Genomic DNA, 19129 nt, shown 5'->3' with positions numbered 1-19129 from the left:
GCTGGCGACAGCGCTGAAGCAGCGACGTTTTCCGCGCGATGTGACGCCGGACCATTCGATGTCCGGCGTCACATCGCGCGGAAAACGTCGCTGCTTCAGCGCTGTCGCCAGCCAGCGGGTGAGAAAAAGGTTTTCCTGTGCCGGCGAGAGAACGCCACCATCCTGTCTGGCCAGCGCAAGCGCCACCAGGGTGCACCATGCCAGGTAGTCCGATTTTCTGTCAGCATCACGCTGGCTCACTTCCTGTATCAAAAATTCATTTCACGAGGCAGCTGGCGTGGGCGGCCCCGGGTACTGCCCCCCGAACTGGAGCATTACTGTGAGCTAAATGTGTGTCTGACAAATGTACCTGCGACCGCGATCAATTTCTTCACACCCTTTCGCGATTCAAACGTCATTCCGGTAGATACTTAGCGCGTAATCATTCTATGCAAGCAAGGAGTCAGCGATGTTTATCGGCATCGATCTTGGCACATCAGGTCTTAAAGTCGTGTTGGTTAATGCGCACGGCAAAGTTTTAGCCAGCCAAACGGAAAAACTCAGCGTGTCGCGGCCTAAACCGCTGTGGAGCGAACAAGACCCGCAGGCGTGGTGGCAGGCATTAGACCGTGCGATGCAGACGTTAAGCCATACACATAATCTACGCGAGGTTGAAGCCATTGGATTGAGTGGGCAAATGCACGGCGCGACGTTACTGGATAAAGAAAATCGCGTGTTACGTCCGGCGATTTTATGGAACGATGGCCGCTGCGCGGATCAATGCCGGGAACTGGAACAGAAAGTAGCTGATTCGCGCCGCATTACCGGTAATCTGATGATGCCTGGCTTTACCGCGCCAAAACTACTCTGGGTGCAGCAACACGAAGCAGAGATATTCCAGCAAGTCGCAAAGGTATTGCTGCCAAAAGATTATCTGCGCTGGCGCCTGAGCGGTGACTTTGCTACCGATTTGTCAGACGCAGCAGGCACCCTGTGGCTGGATGTCGCGCAGCGTGACTGGAGCGATCAGATGCTGAATGCCTGCGGTCTGATGCGTGAACAGATGCCACGCCTGTATGAAGGCAACCATATCACCGGCACGTTGAATGCCGGACTTGCAGCGCGCTGGAAGATGAATGCGGTGCCGCTGGCGGCGGGCGGGGGAGATAATGCAGCGGGAGCGATCGGTGTTGGCATGACAGAGCCGAGGCAGGGTATGTTGTCGCTGGGTACATCGGGCGTGTACTTTGTGGTAAGTGACGGCTATCTCAGTAATCCTGAACGCGCAGTGCACAGTTTCTGTCACGTCCTGCCGCAGCGCTGGCATTTAATGTCAGTCATATTAAGCGCGGCATCGTGTCTGGATTGGGCAGCACAACTTACGGGCTGCGACGATGTGTCCCAGCTGTTGGCCGAGGCAGAACAGGCAAAAGCAGATGTACCGCCGCTGTGGTTTTTACCTTACCTTTCTGGCGAGCGTACACCGCATAACAATCCTGAAGCCAAAGGCTGTTTCTTTGGTTTTACCCACCAGCATGGTCGTGCTGAACTGGCTCGTGCGGTTCTGGAAGGGGTAGGATTTGCCCTGGCGCAAGGCATGGATGCGGTACACAGCTGCGGACTTAAGCCAGACAGTATTATGCTGATCGGAGGCGGTGCGCGCAGCGCATGGTGGCGACAAATGCTGGCAGATATTAGCGGGCAGACGCTGGATTATTGCTATGGCGGCGAAGTAGGGCCAGCGCTTGGTGCAGCACGTCTGGCACAGCTGGCGCTGAACCCCAGCGCCAACGCCCCCGCTCTGAAGCTGGCGCAACGCCATCAGCCGGATGCGCAGCGTTTTGAGCATTACCAACCGATGCGCGAGACATTTGCCCGGTTGTATCAGCAGTTGCTGCCGCTAATGGAGTAAATGTCCGGCTGTCTGTACATGCTGTACGCCGGTTAAGGGAAGATTTGCCCCCCTTAACCGGGAAATTCCGGTAAAAATCAAAAGGCAGAAGCGCCCGCCTTAGCCGATCGCGCCTAGCGCATCTTCCCTGCTCTGCTTCTTTGGCAATAAAAACAGCGTGGCAAGAATATCCAGCAAATAGATCAACGCCAGTAAGGTAATCGCCGCGACAAAAGAGTATTGGCTCGCCAGCAGACCAATCACGACCGGACCAAAACCGCCAACGCCTCGTCCCAGGTTGAACAACACGTTTTGCGCCGTGGCACGCGCCTGCGGCGGAAAAGTGTCAGAGATTAGCGCACCGTAGCCGCCAATCATGCCATTCACAAACATGCCCATCAGCGCGCCGGTAAACAGCATCACGGTGGGATCCCGCAGTTGCGCATAGATGATGACCATTGCCACCGCACCAAACTGATATAGCAGGAAAATTTTCCAGCGCGCGAAGCGATCCGCTAATACGCCGAACAACCCAATGCCAAACGTCATGCCAACCATGGTAACGGCGGTCCACAAACCTGATTTAGTCAGGCTAAAGCCGAAGTTAGAGGAGAGATAGCTCGGCATCCAGATCATTAATCCGTAATAACCAAAGTTCTGCACCGAGCAAAGAATAAAGATGCCGAGGCTGGCTTTTGCCGTGGTGCGATCGCGCACCAGCAGCCTGAGTCGTGCTGGAAACGACAGCGACGGCACATGTTTAACCCGCTGGGTATAACCTTCCGGCTCCCCCATACTGCGGCGAATAGCAAATGAGACAATCGCCGGTAGCAGACCAACCAGGAACATACCGCGCCAGCCAATCAGGCTCAGTAATGGCGGTGTGATAAGGGCTGCCAGCAATACGCCAAACTGCCAGCCAATGCCCACCCATGCCGAGGCGCGATTGCGCTTCTCTTCAGGCCAGGCTTCGGCAATCAGCGCCATGCCGATGCCAAATTCTCCGCCCAATCCCACCCCTGCCAGGGTGCGATAAATCAGTAAATCCCAGTAACCTTGCGCCACAGCACACAACCCGGTGAACACAGAGAACACCAGAATGGTAATGGTTAACACGCGAACGCGGCCAAACCGATCGCTGAGATGACCAAATACAATGCCGCCGATAACCGCGCCAATTAACGTCCAGGTCACTAGCGACCCGGCTTGCGAAGGATTGAGCGCCAGCGACACGCTGATGGCGGGCAACATAAAACCCAGGATCAGCAAATCGAATCCGTCCATGGCGTAACCGCTAACGGCAGCCAGCATCGCTTTCGCAGGCGTGACGCTCTGCTTAGGGTGGGGGGAAGGAGACATTAATCAGCACCTGATAGTGAAAAGTGCTGCAAGTATAAAGAGGCGGGACAGCGAGCTGCAACGGGAAACCCATGCGCCGGAACAGCGCATGGGGCAAATCTTATCAGAACGGCTTGTTGCTGCCGTCATCGCCAGACAACAGTTCATCCAGCCGATCGCCGCCCACGTGACGGAAATCCTGACCTTTAACGAAGTAAAAAATGATTTCACAGATATTCTGGCAGCGATCGCCGATACGCTCAATGGCGCGGGCGCAGAACAGCGCGGTCAAAACGCTTGGGATAGTTCGCGGGTCTTCCATCATGTAAGTCATTAACTGACGTACAATTCCCTCGTACTCTTTATCCACCTTTTTATCCTCGCGGTAGATATGGATCGCTTCGTTGAGGTCCATACGCGCGAAGGCGTCAAGCACGTCATGTAGCATTTGCACGGTATGACGGCCTAACGATTCCAGGCTTACCAGCAGCGGCATATGCTGTTGACCAAACTTCTCCAGTGCGGTGCGGCTGATTTTTTCTGCCACGTCGCCAATCCGTTCCAGCTCAGAAATGGTTTTGATGATCGCCATCACCAGACGCAGATCAATGGCGGTTGGCTGACGTTTGGCGATGATGCGTACGCAGGCTTCATCAATCTCCACTTCCATCATATTGATCTTCTGGTCGCCGTCGATCACGCGCTGCGCCAGTTCGCCGTCCAGATTGTGCATCGCGGTGATGGCATCAGTTAGCTGCTGCTCAACCATGCCGCCCATAATCATGACCTGGGTACGAATATGCTCAAGCTCCGCATTGAACTGACCGGAGATATGTTTATTCAGATTCAAATTGTCCATGACAATCTCCTGACAATCAGCCGTAGCGGCCAGTAATGTAATCTTCAGTTTGTTTCTGTGCTGGCGTGGTAAACAGCGTGTCGGTATCGCTGAACTCAATCAGTTCGCCCAGATACATAAATGCAGTATGGTCAGAGCAACGAGCCGCCTGCTGCATGTTGTGCGTTACGATCACCACAGTGTAATCCTGTTTCAGCTCGGTGATCAGCTCCTCAATACGTCCGGTGGAGATCGGATCGAGCGCCGAACAGGGTTCATCCAGCAATAACACCTCCGGGCGAATAGCGATGCCGCGTGCGATACACAGGCGCTGTTGCTGACCGCCGGAAAGACTGTAGCCGCTCTGATGTAGCTTGTCTTTGGTTTCATTCCACAATGCCGCTTTGGTCAGCGCCCACTGCACGCGCTCATCCATATCCGCTCGCGATAACTTCTTGAACAGGCGCACGCCAAAGGCGATATTGTCATAGATAGACATCGGGAACGGCGTGGGCTTCTGGAACACCATGCCGACGCGGGCGCGCAGCAGTGCGATGTCCTGATGCGAAGCCAAAATATTATCGCCGTCCAGCAGGATGTCGCCTTCAGCACGCTGCTCCGGATAGAGCGAATACATTTTATTGAAAGTGCGCAACAGCGTGGATTTGCCGCAGCCCGATGGCCCGATAAACGCCGTTACCTGATTCCTGGCAATATCCAGATTGATGTTTTTCAGCGCGTGGAACTTACCGTAATAGAAGTTCAGATTACGGACCTGAATTTTACCGGAAGATGAAGTCGCGATACTCATTGCTCGTCTCTCTTAAACGATGCCGCGCAAGGCAGCACCGGAAGTTAACCGTGTTTACCCCTGGCGAAAACCATACGTGCTACGATATTCAGCAGCAGTACGCACAAGGTAATAATCAGAACGCCAGCCCAGGCCAGGTTCTGCCATTCGGCAAATGGGCTCATAGCGAACTTAAAGATAGTGACCGGCAGGTTAGCCAGCGGCTGCATCATGTCGGTGCTCCAGAACTGGTTCGACAGTGCCGTAAACAGCAACGGTGCGGTTTCACCGGCAATACGGGCGATTGCCAGTAGCACACCCGTGATAATCCCCGATGCCGACGCCTTCAGCGTGATGGCCGAGATCATCTTCCATTTTGGCGTGCCAAGTGCGTAAGCCGCTTCACGCATGCTGTCTGGCACCAGACGCAGCATATTTTCGGTGGTGCGGATCACAATCGGAATCTGTAACAGCGCCAGCGCAATCACCCCGGCCCAGCCAGAGAAGTGCTGCATCTGCGCCACTACGATGGTGTAAACAAACAGCCCTACCACAATGGACGGCGCTGACAGCAGAATGTCATTAATAAAGCGGATCACTTCTGCCAGCCATTGTTTGCGTCCGTATTCCGCCAGGTATACGCCCGCCATAATGCCCAGCGGCGTACCGAAAAAAGCTGACCAAAAAATCAGCAATCCGCTGCCCGCTAACGCATTGGCTAAACCGCCGCCTGCGGTATTAGGTGGCGGCGTAGATTCGGTAAACAGCTCCCATGACACGCCCGTAAGGCCGCGTGAAACGGTGGTGTAGAGGATCCAAATCAGCCAGAACAGCTCAAAAGCCATCGTCAGTAGCGACAGCGTCAGCGCTATCTTATTTTTGGTACTGCGCCAGGCCCGCATTTTGCGGCGTGACTGTTCAAGCTCAGCACGCGCCTGCAATTCAATCGTTGTCATGAACGCGCTCCTTCACTTTTTGCCAGACGCATAATCATCAGCTTCGAAAATGCCAGCACAATAAAGGTGATAACAAACAGGATCAGCCCCAGCTCCATCAGAGCAGCAACGTGTACGCCCGATTCCGCTTCAGCGAATTCGTTTGCTAACGCTGAGGTGATACTGTTGCCTGGCATGAACAGCGATGCGCTGTCGAGTTGGTAGGTGTTGCCGATGATAAATGTCACCGCCATGGTTTCACCCAGCGCGCGGCCCAGCCCTAACATAACACCGCCAATCACGCCGTTTTTGGTGAACGGCAACACGATACGCCAGATCACTTCCCAGGTTGTACAGCCGATGCCGTAAGCAGACTCTTTCATCATTACCGGCGTTTGCTCGAATACGTCGCGCATTACCGAGGCGATGTAAGGAATAATCATGATGGCAAGGATTACCCCTGCGGCGAGGATACCAATACCGAAAGCCGGGCCGGAGAACAGCTCGCCAATAAATGGAATAGCGGACAGCACGTCACCGACGGGCGTCTGGAAGTATTCTGCGAACAGCGGGGCGAAAACAAATAATCCCCACATGCCGTAAACAATACTCGGAATGGCCGCCAGCAGCTCAATGGCAGTACCGAGTGGACGGCGCAGCCAGTTCGGCGACAGTTCCGTCAGGAATAAAGCAATCCCAAAACTCACCGGAACCGCAATAATCAGCGCAATAACAGACGTTACGATGGTGCCGTAAATCGGTACCAGCGCACCAAATTGTTCGTTTGGCGCATCCCAGCTTTTGGTCCATAAAAAAGAGAAACCAAATTTCTGTATGCCTGGCCAGGAGGAGAAAATCAGGGAGACGATGATGCCGCCCATCAGCAGCAGCACAATGAGCGCGGACAGTTTGACCAGCGCGCCAAAAATTCTGTCGCCTTGTTTGCCTGGGGCTTTGAATGCCGGCTTCGTTGCAGCCATAGAAGTCTCAGTCTTCAGAGGTTATCAGGGCGGCTTAACGCCGCCCAGGATGTCTGACCAAATCGGGTGTCGGGTCAGGGTCGTTCACTTACTGGTAAAGCGCTTTGCCAGAATCATCTTTGATGTTGGCTTTCCAGGCAGAACGGATCTGCTCGGTTACGCTGTCAGGCAACGTTGCGTAATCCAGGCTGGTGGCTGTTTTTCCGCCGTTTTTGTACGCCCAGTCGAAGAACTTCAGCACTTCGCTACCTTTACTGGCATTCGCCTGATCTTTGTAAACCAGAATGAAGGTAGTGGAAGAGATCGGCCATGCATTTTCGCCTTTCTGGAAGGTCAGGTCCTGCGCAAAAGATTTGCTCCAGTCTGCACCCTTAGCTGCGTTGCTGAAGCTGGTTTCGCCTGGCTCAACGGCTTTGCCATCGGCATCCATCAGCCTGGTGTAAGTCAGGTTATTCTGTTTGGCATAAGCATACTCAACGTAACCGATTGAACCTGGCAGACGCTGCACGAATGCTGCTACACCGTCGTTACCTTTACCGCCCAGACCGGTCGGCCAGTTAACGGTATTGCCTTTACCAATTTTGCTGTTCCACTCTTCATTCACTTTCGCCAGGTAGCTGGTGAAAACAAATGACGTGCCGGAACCGTCAGCACGGCGAACCACGTTAATGTTAGTTGCAGGCAGTTTTACGTCAGGGTTCAGCTTAACAATCGCAGGATCGTTCCACTTTTTGATGTTGCCCAGATAGATGTCGCCTACGGTTTTGCCATCCAGCGTCAGTTCGCCAGATTTAATACCCGGCAGGTTAACCGCCAGCACAACACCGCCGATCACGGTTGGAAACTGGAACAGGCCATTTTTTTGCAGGTCTTCATCTTTCAGGGGTGCATCTGACGCGCCAAAATCGACGGTTTTAGCGATGATCTGTTTTACGCCGCCAGAAGAACCAATGCCCTGGTAGTTGATTTTGCTACCTGTGGCTTGCTGATATTCTGCTGCCCACTTGGCATAAACCGGCGCCGGGAATGTCCCGCCTGCGCCAGTCAGATCGGTGGCTGCATAAGCAGATACCGCGCTTACGACGAAGGTGGCGGCAAGAATTCGGGCTACGGTGCTACGCATCAGTGTCATGTTCCCTCCAGGGGAGTTTATCTCAGGCTCAAAGCCGTTTTAGAAAGAGTCAGTGATTGCTGCAGGAGGGAAAATAGGACAGTTTGATGACAGCTAAATGTAGAAAATATGACAGTTGTATGACAGCGCGTAAAACTGAAGCGGGCCCTTACCGGGCCCGTTTTTTTATTCTACCGTAACCGATTTTGCCAAGTTACGCGGTTGGTCAACGTCAGTGCCTTTAATCAGCGCGACATGATAAGAGAGTAATTGCAACGGAACGGTGTAGAAGATGGGTGCAATGACCTCTTCTACATGCGGAAGTGGGATAATTTTCATCCCTTCGCTGTCACTGAAACCGGCATCCTGATCGGCAAATACATACAGCAAACCGCCGCGGGCGCGCACTTCTTCAATATTCGACTTCAGCTTTTCCAGCAGTTCATTGTTCGGCGCCACGACGATAACCGGCATATCAGCATCAATTAGCGCCAGCGGGCCGTGCTTCAGTTCGCCCGCCGCGTAAGCTTCCGCATGAATGTAGGAGATCTCTTTGAGTTTCAGCGCCCCTTCCATGGCAATGGGATATTGATCACCACGACCGAGGAACAGCGCGTGATGCTTATCAGAGAAACCTTCCGCGAGATTTTCAATCAGCGTATCCTGCGCCAGCATCTGTTCGATGCGACCTGGCAGCGCCTGTAAACCGTGCACAATGTTATGCTCAATTTCAGTCGCCATACCATTCAGACGTCCCAGTTTCGCCACCAGCATCAGCAATACCGTGAGCTGCGTAGTAAAGGCTTTGGTGGACGCCACACCGATTTCTGTGCCCGCTTTGGTCATCAGCGCTAAATCGGATTCACGCACCAGCGAAGAACCCGCTACATTGCATATCGCCAGCGAGCCGAGGTAACCCAGCTCTTTAGACAGGCGCAACGCCGCCAGCGTATCAGCGGTTTCACCGGATTGTGACAAGGTAATGAGCAGGCTGTTTTTACGCACCGCCGATTTGCGGTAGCGGAATTCAGAGGCAATTTCTACATCACACGGAATAGCAGCCAGCGATTCAAACCAGTAACGCGCTACCATACCGGAATTGTATGAAGTCCCACAGGCAATGATCTGAATGTGCTCAACCTGGCTCAACAGCGTTTCGGCCTGCGTCCCCAGCTCGCTGAGATCGACTTCGCTGTGGCTAAAACGACCGGTTAAGGTGTTTTTGATCGCTATCGGCTGCTCGTAGATCTCTTTCTGCATATAGTGGCGATAAATACCTTTGTCACCAGCATCGTATTGCACGTTTGATTCAATCTCTGGGCGGGACACTGGCTGGCCTGCACGATCCACGATAGTGACTTCGCGACGGGTGATTTCAGCAATATCGCCCTCTTCCAGATAGATAAAACGACGCGTCACTGGCAGCAGCGCCAGCTGATCGGAGGCAATAAAGTTTTCACCCACGCCGCGCCCTATCACCAGTGGGCTACCCGAGCGCGCGGCCACCAGCAGCGAGGGATCGCGGCTGTCCATAATCACCATGCCATACGCACCGCGCAGCTGGGGGATCACACGCAGAACCACTTCACGCAGCGATCCGCCCTGCTTCTGTTCCCAATGTACCAGATGCGCCACCACTTCGGTGTCTGTTTCTGAGGCAAACTGGTAGCCACGCTCAATCAACGCTTCGCGCAGCGGTTCATGATTTTCAATAATACCGTTGTGCACGATGATGATGTGCTCAGAAATATGCGGATGCGCATTGGCTTCTGAGGGTTCGCCGTGGGTCGCCCAGCGCGTGTGTGCGATCCCGCAACCACCAATCAGCGGTTGCTGTTCTGCGGCTTCCGCCAGTTTTTGTACTTTTCCTAAACGACGCAGGCGCGTGATGTGCCCTTGACGATCGACCACGGCCAGACCTGCCGAGTCATAGCCGCGGTATTCCAGACGGCGCAGACCTTCCAGCAGAATTTCTGCAATATCGCGTTGTGCTACTGCACCAACAATTCCACACATAATATTTTCCTGACGGTATGGCGCTTCGCCACTTTCGTTGTCATACAACCTGATTTCCGGCTTTGCCGGTTCCCCGAGCCTTGTAGAGAGTGGGGATTATAGTTTTGGTACTGCAACGGCTCGCACAGGGCGAGCCGTAAAAATTACTTTTTCTTTTGCGGACGTTGCCAGCCGGCTTTTTGATTCTGTTCTTTACGGTTATACACCAGCTCAGCGCCAGTAACGTCTTTCATTATTGTGGTGCCTGCGGCGATGGTGGCGCCAGACGCTACCGTTACCGGTGCCACCAGTTGCGTGTCGGAACCGACAAACACATCGTCACCGATAATCGTTTTGAATTTGTTCACGCCGTCATAATTACAGGTAATGGTGCCCGCGCCAATGTTCACGCTGGCGCCTATTTCAGCGTCGCCCAAATAGGAAAGATGTCCGGCTTTAGAGCCTTTCCCCAGCCGGGCTTTTTTCATTTCGACAAAGTTACCGACATGCGCAGCTTGTGCCAGCTCGCTACCGGGGCGCAGGCGGGCAAACGGGCCAACCGTACATTCCTGGGCGAGGTTTGCATCCTCGATCACCGAATAAGGACTGATGACACAATCATCACCGATCACGCTGTTTTTGATAATGCAGCCGGCGCCAATTTTGACACGATTGCCCAGCGTCACCTGGCCTTCAAAAATCACATTCGTGTCAATTTCAATATCGCGACCGTGCTTCAGCGTACCGCGCAAATCAAAACGCGCCGGGTCGCGCAGCATGACGCCCGCTAACAGCAGTTTTTCAGCTTGTTCGGCCTGAAAAGTGCGCTCTAACTTCGCGAGTTGCAGACGATTATTTACACCATCAGTCTCACTGATGCGCGCCGGATGGACTGCATTGATCGTCCGTCCTTCCTGATGCGCCAGCGCAATCACGTCGGTGATGTAATATTCACCCTGGGCATTATTGTTGGTGAGCTGCGCCAGCCAGCGTTTTAGATCGCCGCCGTTAGCAATCAGGATGCCGGTGTTAATTTCCGTAATCACAAGCTGTTCGGGGTTGGCGTCTTTTTGTTCAATGATACCGGTGATTGTGCCATTTTCTCGCACAATGCGGCCATATCCCGTGGGATTGTCTAATACGACGGTAAGTAATCCGATGCCGCCTTCTGGTTTTGCCTCACACAAACGCTGCAAAGTGGCTTCTGAAATTAATGGCACATCGCCGTAAAGCATCAGAATGTCTTCATCGTCGGCAAAAAAAGGTGCCGCCTGCTGCATCGCATGTCCTGTACCAAGCTGTTCTGCCTGTAAGACCCAGTTTAATGCGCTATCGGTTAACGTCGCTTTGAGTTGATCACCACCATGACCATAAACCAGGTGGACCTGCTGCGCCCCAAGGCCCCTGGCGGCGTCAATTACATGCTGAACCATGGGTTTACCTGCCAGCGTATGCAGAACTTTCGGCAGATCGGAATACATACGTGTACCCTTGCCGGCTGCAAGGATCACGACACTCATTGCGCAATTAGACATAACTATCCTGACTGAATTTTTACGGGTGAAAGTTAAACGGTTTAGTTCTGAGATTACTACATTTTTCTCAGGTCGAAATTAGGCGCACGCTTACTCAGGGCGTTCAGACAAAAAAAATGCCAACCCAAAGGGCTGGCATTTCATGACGCATAAAGCCGGATTACATCGCTTTTTTGGTCAGCTCGATCACGCGCAGTTTTGCAATGGCTTTCGCCAGCTCGGCAGAGGCTTGAGCATAATCCACGTCACCGTGGCTGCTGTTCATGTGCTCTTCTGCTTTACGTTTTGCTTCCAGCGCACGCGCTTCGTCAAGTTCGCTACCGCGAATGGCAGTATCGGCCAGAACGGTGCTGCTGCCCGGCTGCACTTCCAGCACGCCGCCAGAGAGATAAATAAACTCCTCTTCGCCGTGCTGTTTCACGATACGGATCATTCCAGGCTTAATGGCAGTCAGAAGCGGGGCGTGTCCTGGAAAAATACCCAGTTCACCTTCGCTACCTGACACCTGAATTTTCTGTACCAGACCAGAGAACAGTTGCTTCTCCGCGCTGACCACATCCAGGTGATAAGTCATAGCCATATCTTTCCTCCCGGGAAACCGTTATTACAGTTTCTTCGCTTTTTCCACGGCTTCTTCGATGGCACCAACCATGTAGAAGGCTTGCTCTGGCAGGTGGTCGAACTCACCTTCCATGATGCCTTTAAAGCCACGGATGGTGTCTTTCAGCGTCACGTATTTGCCTGGAGAACCGGTAAATACTTCGGCTACGAAGAACGGCTGAGACAGGAAGCGCTGAATCTTACGCGCACGTGCCACCAGCAATTTATCTTCTTCAGACAGCTCGTCCATACCGAGGATGGCGATGATGTCTTTCAGTTCCTGGTAACGCTGCAGCAAAGACTGCACGCCACGAGCAACGTCATAGTGCTCTTGACCCACAACCAGTGGATCCAGCTGACGGCTGGTGGAGTCCAGCGGGTCAACAGCCGGGTAGATACCCAGAGACGCGATCTGACGGCTCAGCGTGACGGTTGAGTCCAGGTGGGCGAAGGTGGTTGCCGGAGAAGGGTCAGTCAGGTCATCCGCAGGCACGTAAACGGCCTGTACGGAGGTGATTGAACCCGTCTTGGTGGAGGTAATACGCTCCTGCAACACACCCATCTCTTCTGCCAGCGTTGGCTGATAACCTACCGCTGAAGGCATACGACCCAGCAGAGCAGAAACTTCCGTACCGGCAAGGGTATAACGATAGATGTTGTCGATGAACAGCAGAACATCACGACCTTCATCACGGAATTTTTCCGCCATGGTCAGGCCGGTCAGGGCGACGCGCAGACGGTTACCCGGCGGCTCGTTCATCTGACCATACACCAGCGCAACTTTGTCGATAACGTTGGAGTCAGTCATTTCATGGTAGAAGTCGTTACCCTCACGAGTACGTTCACCTACACCGGCAAAAACCGAATAACCTGAGTGCTCAGCCGCAATGTTACGGATCAGCTCCATCATGTTTACGGTTTTACCTACACCCGCACCACCGAACAGACCGACTTTACCGCCCTTAGCGAACGGACACATCAAATCGATAACTTTGATGCCGGTTTCCAGCAGTTCCTGCGAGTTTGACTGCTCTTCATAAGAAGGCGCGGCGCGGTGAATAGAGGCAATTTCTACAGCGCTGCCGTCTTCTTCTTTCAGCTCACCTTTCATGTCGATAGGCTCGCCCAGCACGTTCATAATACGACCCAGGGTCGCTTTACCGACGGGAACCTGAATTGGCTTCTGCAGGTCAGTCACTTCCAGACCACGCTTCAGGCCGTCAGACGTACCCATTGCGATAGTACGTACAACACCGCCACCCAGCTGCTGCTGAACTTCCAGCACCAGACGAGCATCACCATTCTGAACCTCGAGGGCGCTGTACACTTTCGGTACCGCGTCCTGAGGGAATTCGACGTCAACAACGGCGCCGATAATCTGGACAATCTTTCCAGTTGCCATCTTGAATCCTCTACCTAATTCCAAACCTGGTTAAACCGCGGAGGCCCCCGAGACGATCTCGGTAAGTTCCTGGGTGATGCTGGCCTGACGAGCTTTGTTGTAAACCAACTGCAGCTCTTTGATCAGATTTCCGCCGTTATCGGTTGCGGCTTTCATTGCCACCATACGTGCGGCCTGCTCACTGGCCAGATTTTCCACCACACCCTGATAAACCTGCGATTCGACATAACGACGCAGCAGGGTATCCAGCAGCGCTTTCGGATCGGGTTCGTACAGGTAATCCCAGGTCTTCGCCTTCATCTCTGCTTCACCTTCCGCTGGCGGTAACGGCAGCAGTTGGGTAATAGTCGGAGTCTGAGACATGGTGTTATTAAATTTGTTGCTGACGACATACAGCTTGTCGATGCGGCCTTCATCATAAGCCTGCAACATCACTTTTACCGGGCCAATCAGTTCTGACAGAGAAGGGTTATCTCCCATGCCGTTGACTTGCGCCACGATGTTGCCACCAACAGAGCCGAAGAATGACATCCCTTTAGAACCGATAACCGCCAGATCGCTCTGAACGCCTTTATCAGACCAGGATTTCATATCTGCCAGCAGTTTTTTAAACAAGTTAATGTTCAAACCACCACAAAGCCCGCGGTCAGTAGAAACGACCAGGTAGCCGACGCGCTTGACGTCACGCTCTTGCAGGTAAGGGTGCTTGTATTCCAGATTACCTAACGCAAGGTGACCAATCACTTTGCGCATGGTGTCTGCATACGGACGGCTGGCCGCCATGCGTTCCTGCGTTTTACGCATTTTGGAGGCGGCGACCATTTCCATCGCTTTGGTGATCTTCTGCGTATTTTTTACGCTTCCGATCTTGTTACGTATCTCTTTTGCGCCGGCCATTAGCTTCTCCTCAAAGCCTTGCGGCTTGCCTTTTCAGACAAGCCGCCAGACATTACCAGGACTGGGTTGCTTTGAACGTGTCGAGGAGACCTTTCAGCTTCTCTTCGATCTCGTTATTAAAGTTGCCAGCCTGGTTGATTTCCTGCATCAGCTCGGCATGATCGCGCTCAGCAAAGGCCAGCAGTGCAGCTTCAAAGCTGCCGATTTTTGCAATTTCAACGTCGTTCAGGTAACCGCGCTCAGCTGCAAACAGAACCAGACCCTGCTGCGCGACAGACATCGGCGCATACTGTTTCTGCTTCAGAAGCTCGGTCACTTTCTGACCGTGGTTCAGCTGCTTACGAGTTGCATCGTCCAGATCAGAAGCGAACTGCGAGAACGCCGCCAGTTCACGATACTGTGCCAGCGCGGTACGGATACCACCGGACAGTTTCTTGATGATCTTGGTCTGCGCTGCACCACCCACACGGGATACGGAAATACCAGGGTTAACTGCCGGACGAATACCGGAGTTGAACAGGTTGGATTCCAGGAAGATCTGACCGTCGGTGATGGAGATGACGTTGGTCGGAACGAACGCAGAAACGTCACCCGCCTGGGTTTCAATGATTGGCAGCGCGGTCAGAGAACCGGTTTGGCCTTTCACTTCACCTTTGGTGAAACGCTCAACGTAATCAGCGCTTACGCGTGATGCACGCTCCAGCAGACGAGAGTGGAGATAGAACACGTCGCCAGGGAAGGCTTCACGGCCTGGTGGACGACGCAGCAGCAGTGAAATTTGACGGTAAGCAATAGCCTGCTTAGACAGGTCATCGTATACGATCAGTGCATCTTCACCGCGGTCACGGAAGTACTCGCCCATTGCACAGCCTGCGTAAGGAGCCAGGTACTGCAGTGCAGCAGACTCAGAAGCAGAAGCCACAACCACAATGGTATTCGCCAGCGCGCCATGCTCTTCCAGCTTGCGCACGACGTTAGAGATGGTTGAGGCTTTCTGACCAATCGCAACGTAGACACATTTAATGCCTGAATCGCGCTGGTTGATGATGGCATCGATTGCCATCGCGGTTTTACCGGTCTGACGGTCACCGATGATCAGCTCACGCTGGCCACGGCCGATTGGAATCATCGCATCGACAGATTTATAACCCGTTTGAACTGGCTGATCGACTGACTGACGGTCGATAACACCAGGTGCAATCACTTCAACTGGCGAGAAGCCGTCGTTGTCAATTGCGCCTTTACCGTCAATAGGTGCACCCAGCGTGTTCACCACGCGGCCCAACAGGCCACGACCAACCGGCACTTCCAGGATACGGCCAGTACACTTAACCTTCATGCCTTCGGCAAGGTCAGCATACGGACCCATCACCACCGCACCTACAGAGTCACGCTCAAGGTTCAGGGCGATAGCGTAACGGTTGCCCGGCAGGGCAATCATCTCACCCTGCATCACATCGGCCAGGCCGTGTACACGGATGATACCGTCACTTACAGAAACAATAGTACCTTCGTTGTGAGCTTCGCTCACGACATTGAACTGAGCAATGCGCTGCTTGATCAGTTCGCTGATTTCGGTGGAATTCAGTTGCATATGCTCCAGTCCCCTTAAGACTGCAAGACGTCTGCCAGACGCTCAAGACGGCTGCGTACGCTGCCATCAATCACCAGATCACCCGATCGGATGATCACGCCTGCCATCACAGACTTATCAATTTTGCAATTCAGCTTAACTTTGCGTGACAGACGTTTTTCCATCGCGGCGCTGATTTTAGTCAGCTGGTCGTCACTCAGCGTACTGGCAGAAATTACGTCAACTTCCGCGATCGCTTCATAGGCGTCACGCAGTTGAATAAATTGCTCCAGTACAGCCGGAAGCGCTGTCAAACGTCCGTTTTCCGCCATCACCTTAATCAGGTTCTGCGCGGGTTCATCCAGTTGATCACCACAGACTGCATTAAACGAAGCAGACAAAGCAACCGGCGCCAAAGCACCGGAAAGGAGATCTGCCATTTGTTCATTGCGAGCCACTTCTGCGGCAAACGCTAACATCTGTTGCCAGCGTTCAATACTTTGATGCTCAACAGCAAAGTCAAAAGCTGCTTTGGCGTAGGGGCGAGCTACAGTAATCAGATCAGACATCAGCCCCTCCCTCCTTACAGTTCAGCGACCAGTTTATCAACGATGTCGCTGTTAGCAGCTTCATCCACGGAGCGTTCGATGATCTTCTCGGCGCCAGCCATTGCCAGCAACGCGACTTGCTTACGTAATTCCTCACGGGCACGTTTACGCTCAGCTTCGATTTCGGCCTGCGCTTGTGCAACGATGCGATTACGTTCGTTTTCAGCTTCGGTTTTGGCTTCGTCCAGAATCTGCGCGCGACGCTTGTTCGCTTGCTCGATAATGACCTGGGCTTCTTCTTTCGCTTTTTTCAGCTGGTCGGTCGCATTAGCCTGCGCGAGATCCAAATCTTTCTTCGCGCGTTCAGCAGAAGCAAGGCCTTCAGCAATTTCTTTCTGGCGCTTTTCGATGGCAGCCATAATCGGCGGCCATACGTACTTCATGCAGAACGCGACAAACAGGATGAACGCGATGGCCTGGCCGAGGATTGTTGCATTAATGTTCACAGCACAATGCCTCTAATTAAGTATTTAACTTTTCTGCCGTTATCAGCGATAAGCGGCAGAATCCGTTCACCCGTGCACATAAGGCAGTGAGTGAACAAAGGGCTTTAGGCGACAGCAAACATCACGTAGAGACCCAGACCAACAGCGATCATCGGGATTGCATCCACCAGACCCATTACAACAAAGAACTGCGTGCGCAGCAGAGGAATCAGGTCAGGCTGACGAGCAGCGCCTTCCAGGAATTTACCTCCGAGGATGCCGATACCGATCGCAGCACCGATTGCCGCCAGACCCATCATCACAGCGGCAGCCATGTACAGCAGATCCATATTCAGGTTTTCCATGACAGTCTCCAGTTTGTTTCAGTTAAACGCTTAAGTTGTTGAGAAAAAAATCAATGTTCTTCAGATGCCATCGACAGATAGACAATCGTGAGGACCATGAAAATGAAAGCCTGTAGCGAAATGATCAGAATGTGGAAAATGGCCCACGGCACATTCAGAACCCACTGCGACCACCACGGCAACAGACCGGCAATAAGGATAAAGATCAGCTCACCCGCATACATGTTGCCGAACAGTCGCAGACCAAGAGAAACCGGTTTAGACAGCAGGCTCACACCTTCCAAAATCAGGTTGATAGGGATGAAGATCGGGTGATTAAAAGGTTGCAGCGTCAGCTCTTTCGTAAAGCCGCCTACCCCTTTCATTTTGATGCTGTAGAACAGAATCAAAATAAATACGCCCAACGCCATAGACAACGTGATGTTCACGTCTGCAGACGGCACGACGCGCAGCGCCGGCAGGCCTAAGAAATGCTCGCCGATATAGGGCAACAGATCGATAGGCAGCAGATCCATGAAGTTCATCAGGAAGACCCAGACAAAAATTGTCAGAGCCAGCGGGGCGATAAGTTTGCTCTTACCGTGATACATGTCATGCACGTTGTCATCAACGAAGCCGACAACCAACTCGATAGCCGCTTGTAATTTCCCTGGCACACCGCCGGTGACGGTCTTCGCCACTTTACGGAACAACACCAGGAAAACCAGCCCCAGCACCAGAGAGAAAAACATGGAATCGATATTTAATACCCAGAACGTCGCGGGAGCGTCGTGGGGATTCACTAACTCGAAAGTACGCAGGTCCAGCTGAAGGTTATTCAGATGGTGACCTATGTATTCTTGCGGAGTAGAGATTTCTCCTGCAGCCATGATGCCTCTTACCCTTTGTTGTTAATTACCGCCGGTGCCAACATCTGTATCACCAGCACCGATAACCAGGTTATGCCGAGAGGCCAGAAGGCCGCTCTGAACACACCTAACGCCACAATGAGCAGAGTAATGGTCGCAAACACTTTGGCTATTTCACCCAAAGCGAAGCTCCATGCAACTCGTCCCGAAGCCGGGGTTTGCCCTTGCAGGCGCCAGGCTAAAAACAAAAACAACACATTTGGCAGCCAGGCTGCCGCTCCGCCAGCGAGAGCTGAAACGCCCCAGATGACATCTTTCAGGGCAAAGAGTGCGCCGATGATGACAAACGTCACCAGCTGAATAATCAGCACGGTTCGGGCGTATTTCACACTGTAAAGAGACACTGACATGACGCTAATACTCTCCTGCCCCGTTAGGGGTATGTCGCGTGTCGTATAAGACTGCCTTTACTCATTTGAGTCAAGCAGCAAAAGCCGTGCAAATTATACGGGCCGCACCTGCGATTTCAATCGCTAAGTAGCGAAAAGGTGAATAATTATTTAAATTTCTTTCCGGACGGCTATTTTTCCAAACCTCTGTCCGACGGAATGTCCAGGCAGGCAGCCGAAAACAGGCTTGTATGTGGCTTTTAAAGCGTGCTTTAGATCACATAATAAGCATTTATTCCGCTCATACTTTTACGACTGAACAAGAATTGTCATTTTTGATATTAGAACAATATATTAACAATCAAATATTTAAATATAATACTCGCTTTCACGCAGCTTATTATCGATGAAAACACGCTATTGACACCAAAGAGGACAATAAAAGTGTGTAATTGATATTACGCACGTCAGGTTATTACTGAGATATATTTACGGGCGTGATTATCTGTATTCCAATAAACAGGACTATAAGTATTTTTTCTGATAAAAAATTGTGAATTAAAAGTTAAATGTAACAGACTTTTTCGGATAATTTCCGTCGGTTTTTTTACCTTATTTCTTCGCAGGTGT

General features: G+C 52.5%; 19 protein-coding genes. 1 reads left to right on the top strand and 18 read right to left on the bottom strand.

The window, feature by feature from the left end; genetic code table 11:
• A partial coding sequence (locus H2P46_RS18680; RefSeq protein WP_338103661.1) for a DUF2913 family protein occupies window positions 1-240 on the bottom strand: 240 nt, incomplete at its 3' end.
• A gap of 208 nt (window positions 241-448) precedes the next feature.
• Between H2P46_RS18680 and xylB the strand changes: the two genes are divergently transcribed.
• On the top strand, window positions 449-1891 hold the full coding sequence (xylB, locus tag H2P46_RS18675) for a xylulokinase (RefSeq protein ID WP_193406354.1): 1443 nt from the start codon (window positions 449-451) through the stop codon (window positions 1889-1891).
• A 99-nt stretch (window positions 1892-1990) separates the two neighbouring features.
• Here the strand turns inward: xylB and H2P46_RS18670 are convergent, their stop codons facing one another.
• The 17 genes from H2P46_RS18670 to atpI form a co-directional block, all read right to left on the bottom strand.
• Window positions 1991-3229 (bottom strand): MFS transporter, encoded by a 1239-nt coding sequence (locus H2P46_RS18670; RefSeq protein ID WP_193406353.1) that lies wholly within the window; start codon window positions 3227-3229, stop codon window positions 1991-1993.
• Between the two features lie 103 nt (window positions 3230-3332).
• Window positions 3333-4067: a phosphate signaling complex protein PhoU gene (gene phoU / locus H2P46_RS18665; protein ID WP_193406352.1), complete on the bottom strand. Its 735-nt coding sequence runs from the start codon at window positions 4065-4067 to the stop codon at window positions 3333-3335.
• A gap of 16 nt (window positions 4068-4083) precedes the next feature.
• The gene (pstB, locus tag H2P46_RS18660; RefSeq protein ID WP_193406351.1) at window positions 4084-4857 is read right to left on the bottom strand and encodes a phosphate ABC transporter ATP-binding protein PstB; all 774 of its coding nucleotides are present in this window, start codon (window positions 4855-4857) and stop codon (window positions 4084-4086) included.
• A 44-nt stretch (window positions 4858-4901) separates the two neighbouring features.
• Window positions 4902-5792: a phosphate ABC transporter permease PstA gene (gene pstA, locus H2P46_RS18655; protein ID WP_193406350.1), complete on the bottom strand. Its 891-nt coding sequence runs from the start codon at window positions 5790-5792 to the stop codon at window positions 4902-4904.
• Window positions 5789-6751, bottom strand: a complete 963-nt coding sequence (gene pstC / locus H2P46_RS18650) for a phosphate ABC transporter permease PstC (RefSeq protein ID WP_193406349.1) — start codon at window positions 6749-6751, stop codon at window positions 5789-5791. Before pstC ends, pstA begins: the two co-directional genes overlap by 4 nt.
• Window positions 6752-6839: 88 nt before the next feature.
• Window positions 6840-7883: a phosphate ABC transporter substrate-binding protein PstS gene (gene pstS / locus H2P46_RS18645; RefSeq protein WP_193406348.1), complete on the bottom strand. Its 1044-nt coding sequence runs from the start codon at window positions 7881-7883 to the stop codon at window positions 6840-6842.
• Window positions 7884-8048: 165 nt separating this feature from the next.
• The gene (gene glmS, locus H2P46_RS18640; RefSeq protein WP_193406363.1) at window positions 8049-9878 is read right to left on the bottom strand and encodes a glutamine--fructose-6-phosphate transaminase (isomerizing); all 1830 of its coding nucleotides are present in this window, start codon (window positions 9876-9878) and stop codon (window positions 8049-8051) included.
• A gap of 143 nt (window positions 9879-10021) precedes the next feature.
• Window positions 10022-11392 (bottom strand): bifunctional UDP-N-acetylglucosamine diphosphorylase/glucosamine-1-phosphate N-acetyltransferase GlmU, encoded by a 1371-nt coding sequence (glmU, locus tag H2P46_RS18635; RefSeq protein ID WP_193406347.1) that lies wholly within the window; start codon window positions 11390-11392, stop codon window positions 10022-10024.
• A gap of 160 nt (window positions 11393-11552) precedes the next feature.
• On the bottom strand, window positions 11553-11972 hold the full coding sequence (locus H2P46_RS18630) for a F0F1 ATP synthase subunit epsilon (RefSeq protein ID WP_193406346.1): 420 nt from the start codon (window positions 11970-11972) through the stop codon (window positions 11553-11555).
• Between the two features lie 24 nt (window positions 11973-11996).
• Complete coding sequence (gene atpD, locus H2P46_RS18625; RefSeq protein WP_193406345.1) at window positions 11997-13394, bottom strand: F0F1 ATP synthase subunit beta; 1398 nt, start codon at window positions 13392-13394, stop codon at window positions 11997-11999.
• A gap of 30 nt (window positions 13395-13424) precedes the next feature.
• Entirely contained in the window at window positions 13425-14291 is an 867-nt protein-coding gene (gene atpG, locus H2P46_RS18620; protein ID WP_193406344.1) for a F0F1 ATP synthase subunit gamma, read from the bottom strand.
• Window positions 14292-14343: 52 nt separating this feature from the next.
• Window positions 14344-15885 (bottom strand): F0F1 ATP synthase subunit alpha, encoded by a 1542-nt coding sequence (gene atpA, locus H2P46_RS18615; RefSeq protein WP_193406343.1) that lies wholly within the window; start codon window positions 15883-15885, stop codon window positions 14344-14346.
• 14 nt (window positions 15886-15899) lie between these two features.
• Window positions 15900-16433 carry a F0F1 ATP synthase subunit delta gene (gene atpH / locus H2P46_RS18610; protein WP_193406342.1) on the bottom strand — a complete coding sequence of 178 codons (534 nt, stop codon included), beginning with the start codon at window positions 16431-16433 and terminating at the stop codon, window positions 15900-15902.
• Between the two features lie 14 nt (window positions 16434-16447).
• Complete coding sequence (gene atpF / locus H2P46_RS18605; RefSeq protein WP_193406341.1) at window positions 16448-16918, bottom strand: F0F1 ATP synthase subunit B; 471 nt, start codon at window positions 16916-16918, stop codon at window positions 16448-16450.
• Between the two features lie 104 nt (window positions 16919-17022).
• Window positions 17023-17262: a F0F1 ATP synthase subunit C gene (atpE, locus tag H2P46_RS18600; RefSeq protein WP_003849523.1), complete on the bottom strand. Its 240-nt coding sequence runs from the start codon at window positions 17260-17262 to the stop codon at window positions 17023-17025.
• A gap of 50 nt (window positions 17263-17312) precedes the next feature.
• Complete coding sequence (gene atpB, locus H2P46_RS18595) at window positions 17313-18131, bottom strand: F0F1 ATP synthase subunit A (RefSeq protein WP_193406340.1); 819 nt, start codon at window positions 18129-18131, stop codon at window positions 17313-17315.
• Between the two features lie 8 nt (window positions 18132-18139).
• Complete coding sequence (gene atpI, locus H2P46_RS18590) at window positions 18140-18520, bottom strand: F0F1 ATP synthase subunit I (RefSeq protein ID WP_193406339.1); 381 nt, start codon at window positions 18518-18520, stop codon at window positions 18140-18142.
• Window positions 18521-19129: the final 609 nt, after the last annotated feature.

Origin of the sequence: Mixta mediterraneensis (assembly GCF_014946725.1) — a bacterium.
GTDB classification, from domain to species: Bacteria; Pseudomonadota; Gammaproteobacteria; order Enterobacterales; family Enterobacteriaceae; genus Pantoea; species Pantoea mediterraneensis.
Note: the sequence above shows the minus strand (reverse complement) of the source record. Positions and strands in the feature narration are given on the sequence as shown.

Excerpts from the sequence above, each read along its gene's own strand:
- xylB (WP_193406354.1), top strand. The coding sequence starts at position 449 with ATGTTTATCGGCATCGATCTTGGCACATCAGGTCTTAAAGTCGTGTTG.
- H2P46_RS18670 (WP_193406353.1), bottom strand. The coding sequence starts at position 3,229 with ATGTCTCCTTCCCCCCACCCTAAGCAGAGCGTCACGCCTGCGAAAGCG.
- phoU (WP_193406352.1), bottom strand. The coding sequence starts at position 4,067 with ATGGACAATTTGAATCTGAATAAACATATCTCCGGTCAGTTCAATGCG.
- pstB (WP_193406351.1), bottom strand. The coding sequence starts at position 4,857 with ATGAGTATCGCGACTTCATCTTCCGGTAAAATTCAGGTCCGTAATCTG.
- pstA (WP_193406350.1), bottom strand. The coding sequence starts at position 5,792 with ATGACAACGATTGAATTGCAGGCGCGTGCTGAGCTTGAACAGTCACGC.
- pstC (WP_193406349.1), bottom strand. The coding sequence starts at position 6,751 with ATGGCTGCAACGAAGCCGGCATTCAAAGCCCCAGGCAAACAAGGCGAC.
- pstS (WP_193406348.1), bottom strand. The coding sequence starts at position 7,883 with ATGACACTGATGCGTAGCACCGTAGCCCGAATTCTTGCCGCCACCTTC.
- glmS (WP_193406363.1), bottom strand. The coding sequence starts at position 9,878 with ATGTGTGGAATTGTTGGTGCAGTAGCACAACGCGATATTGCAGAAATT.
- glmU (WP_193406347.1), bottom strand. The coding sequence starts at position 11,392 with ATGTCTAATTGCGCAATGAGTGTCGTGATCCTTGCAGCCGGCAAGGGT.
- H2P46_RS18630 (WP_193406346.1), bottom strand. The coding sequence starts at position 11,972 with ATGGCTATGACTTATCACCTGGATGTGGTCAGCGCGGAGAAGCAACTG.
- atpD (WP_193406345.1), bottom strand. The coding sequence starts at position 13,394 with ATGGCAACTGGAAAGATTGTCCAGATTATCGGCGCCGTTGTTGACGTC.
- atpG (WP_193406344.1), bottom strand. The coding sequence starts at position 14,291 with ATGGCCGGCGCAAAAGAGATACGTAACAAGATCGGAAGCGTAAAAAAT.
- atpA (WP_193406343.1), bottom strand. The coding sequence starts at position 15,885 with ATGCAACTGAATTCCACCGAAATCAGCGAACTGATCAAGCAGCGCATT.
- atpH (WP_193406342.1), bottom strand. The coding sequence starts at position 16,433 with ATGTCTGATCTGATTACTGTAGCTCGCCCCTACGCCAAAGCAGCTTTT.
- atpE (WP_003849523.1), bottom strand. The coding sequence starts at position 17,262 with ATGGAAAACCTGAATATGGATCTGCTGTACATGGCTGCCGCTGTGATG.
- atpB (WP_193406340.1), bottom strand. The coding sequence starts at position 18,131 with ATGGCTGCAGGAGAAATCTCTACTCCGCAAGAATACATAGGTCACCAT.
- atpI (WP_193406339.1), bottom strand. The coding sequence starts at position 18,520 with ATGTCAGTGTCTCTTTACAGTGTGAAATACGCCCGAACCGTGCTGATT.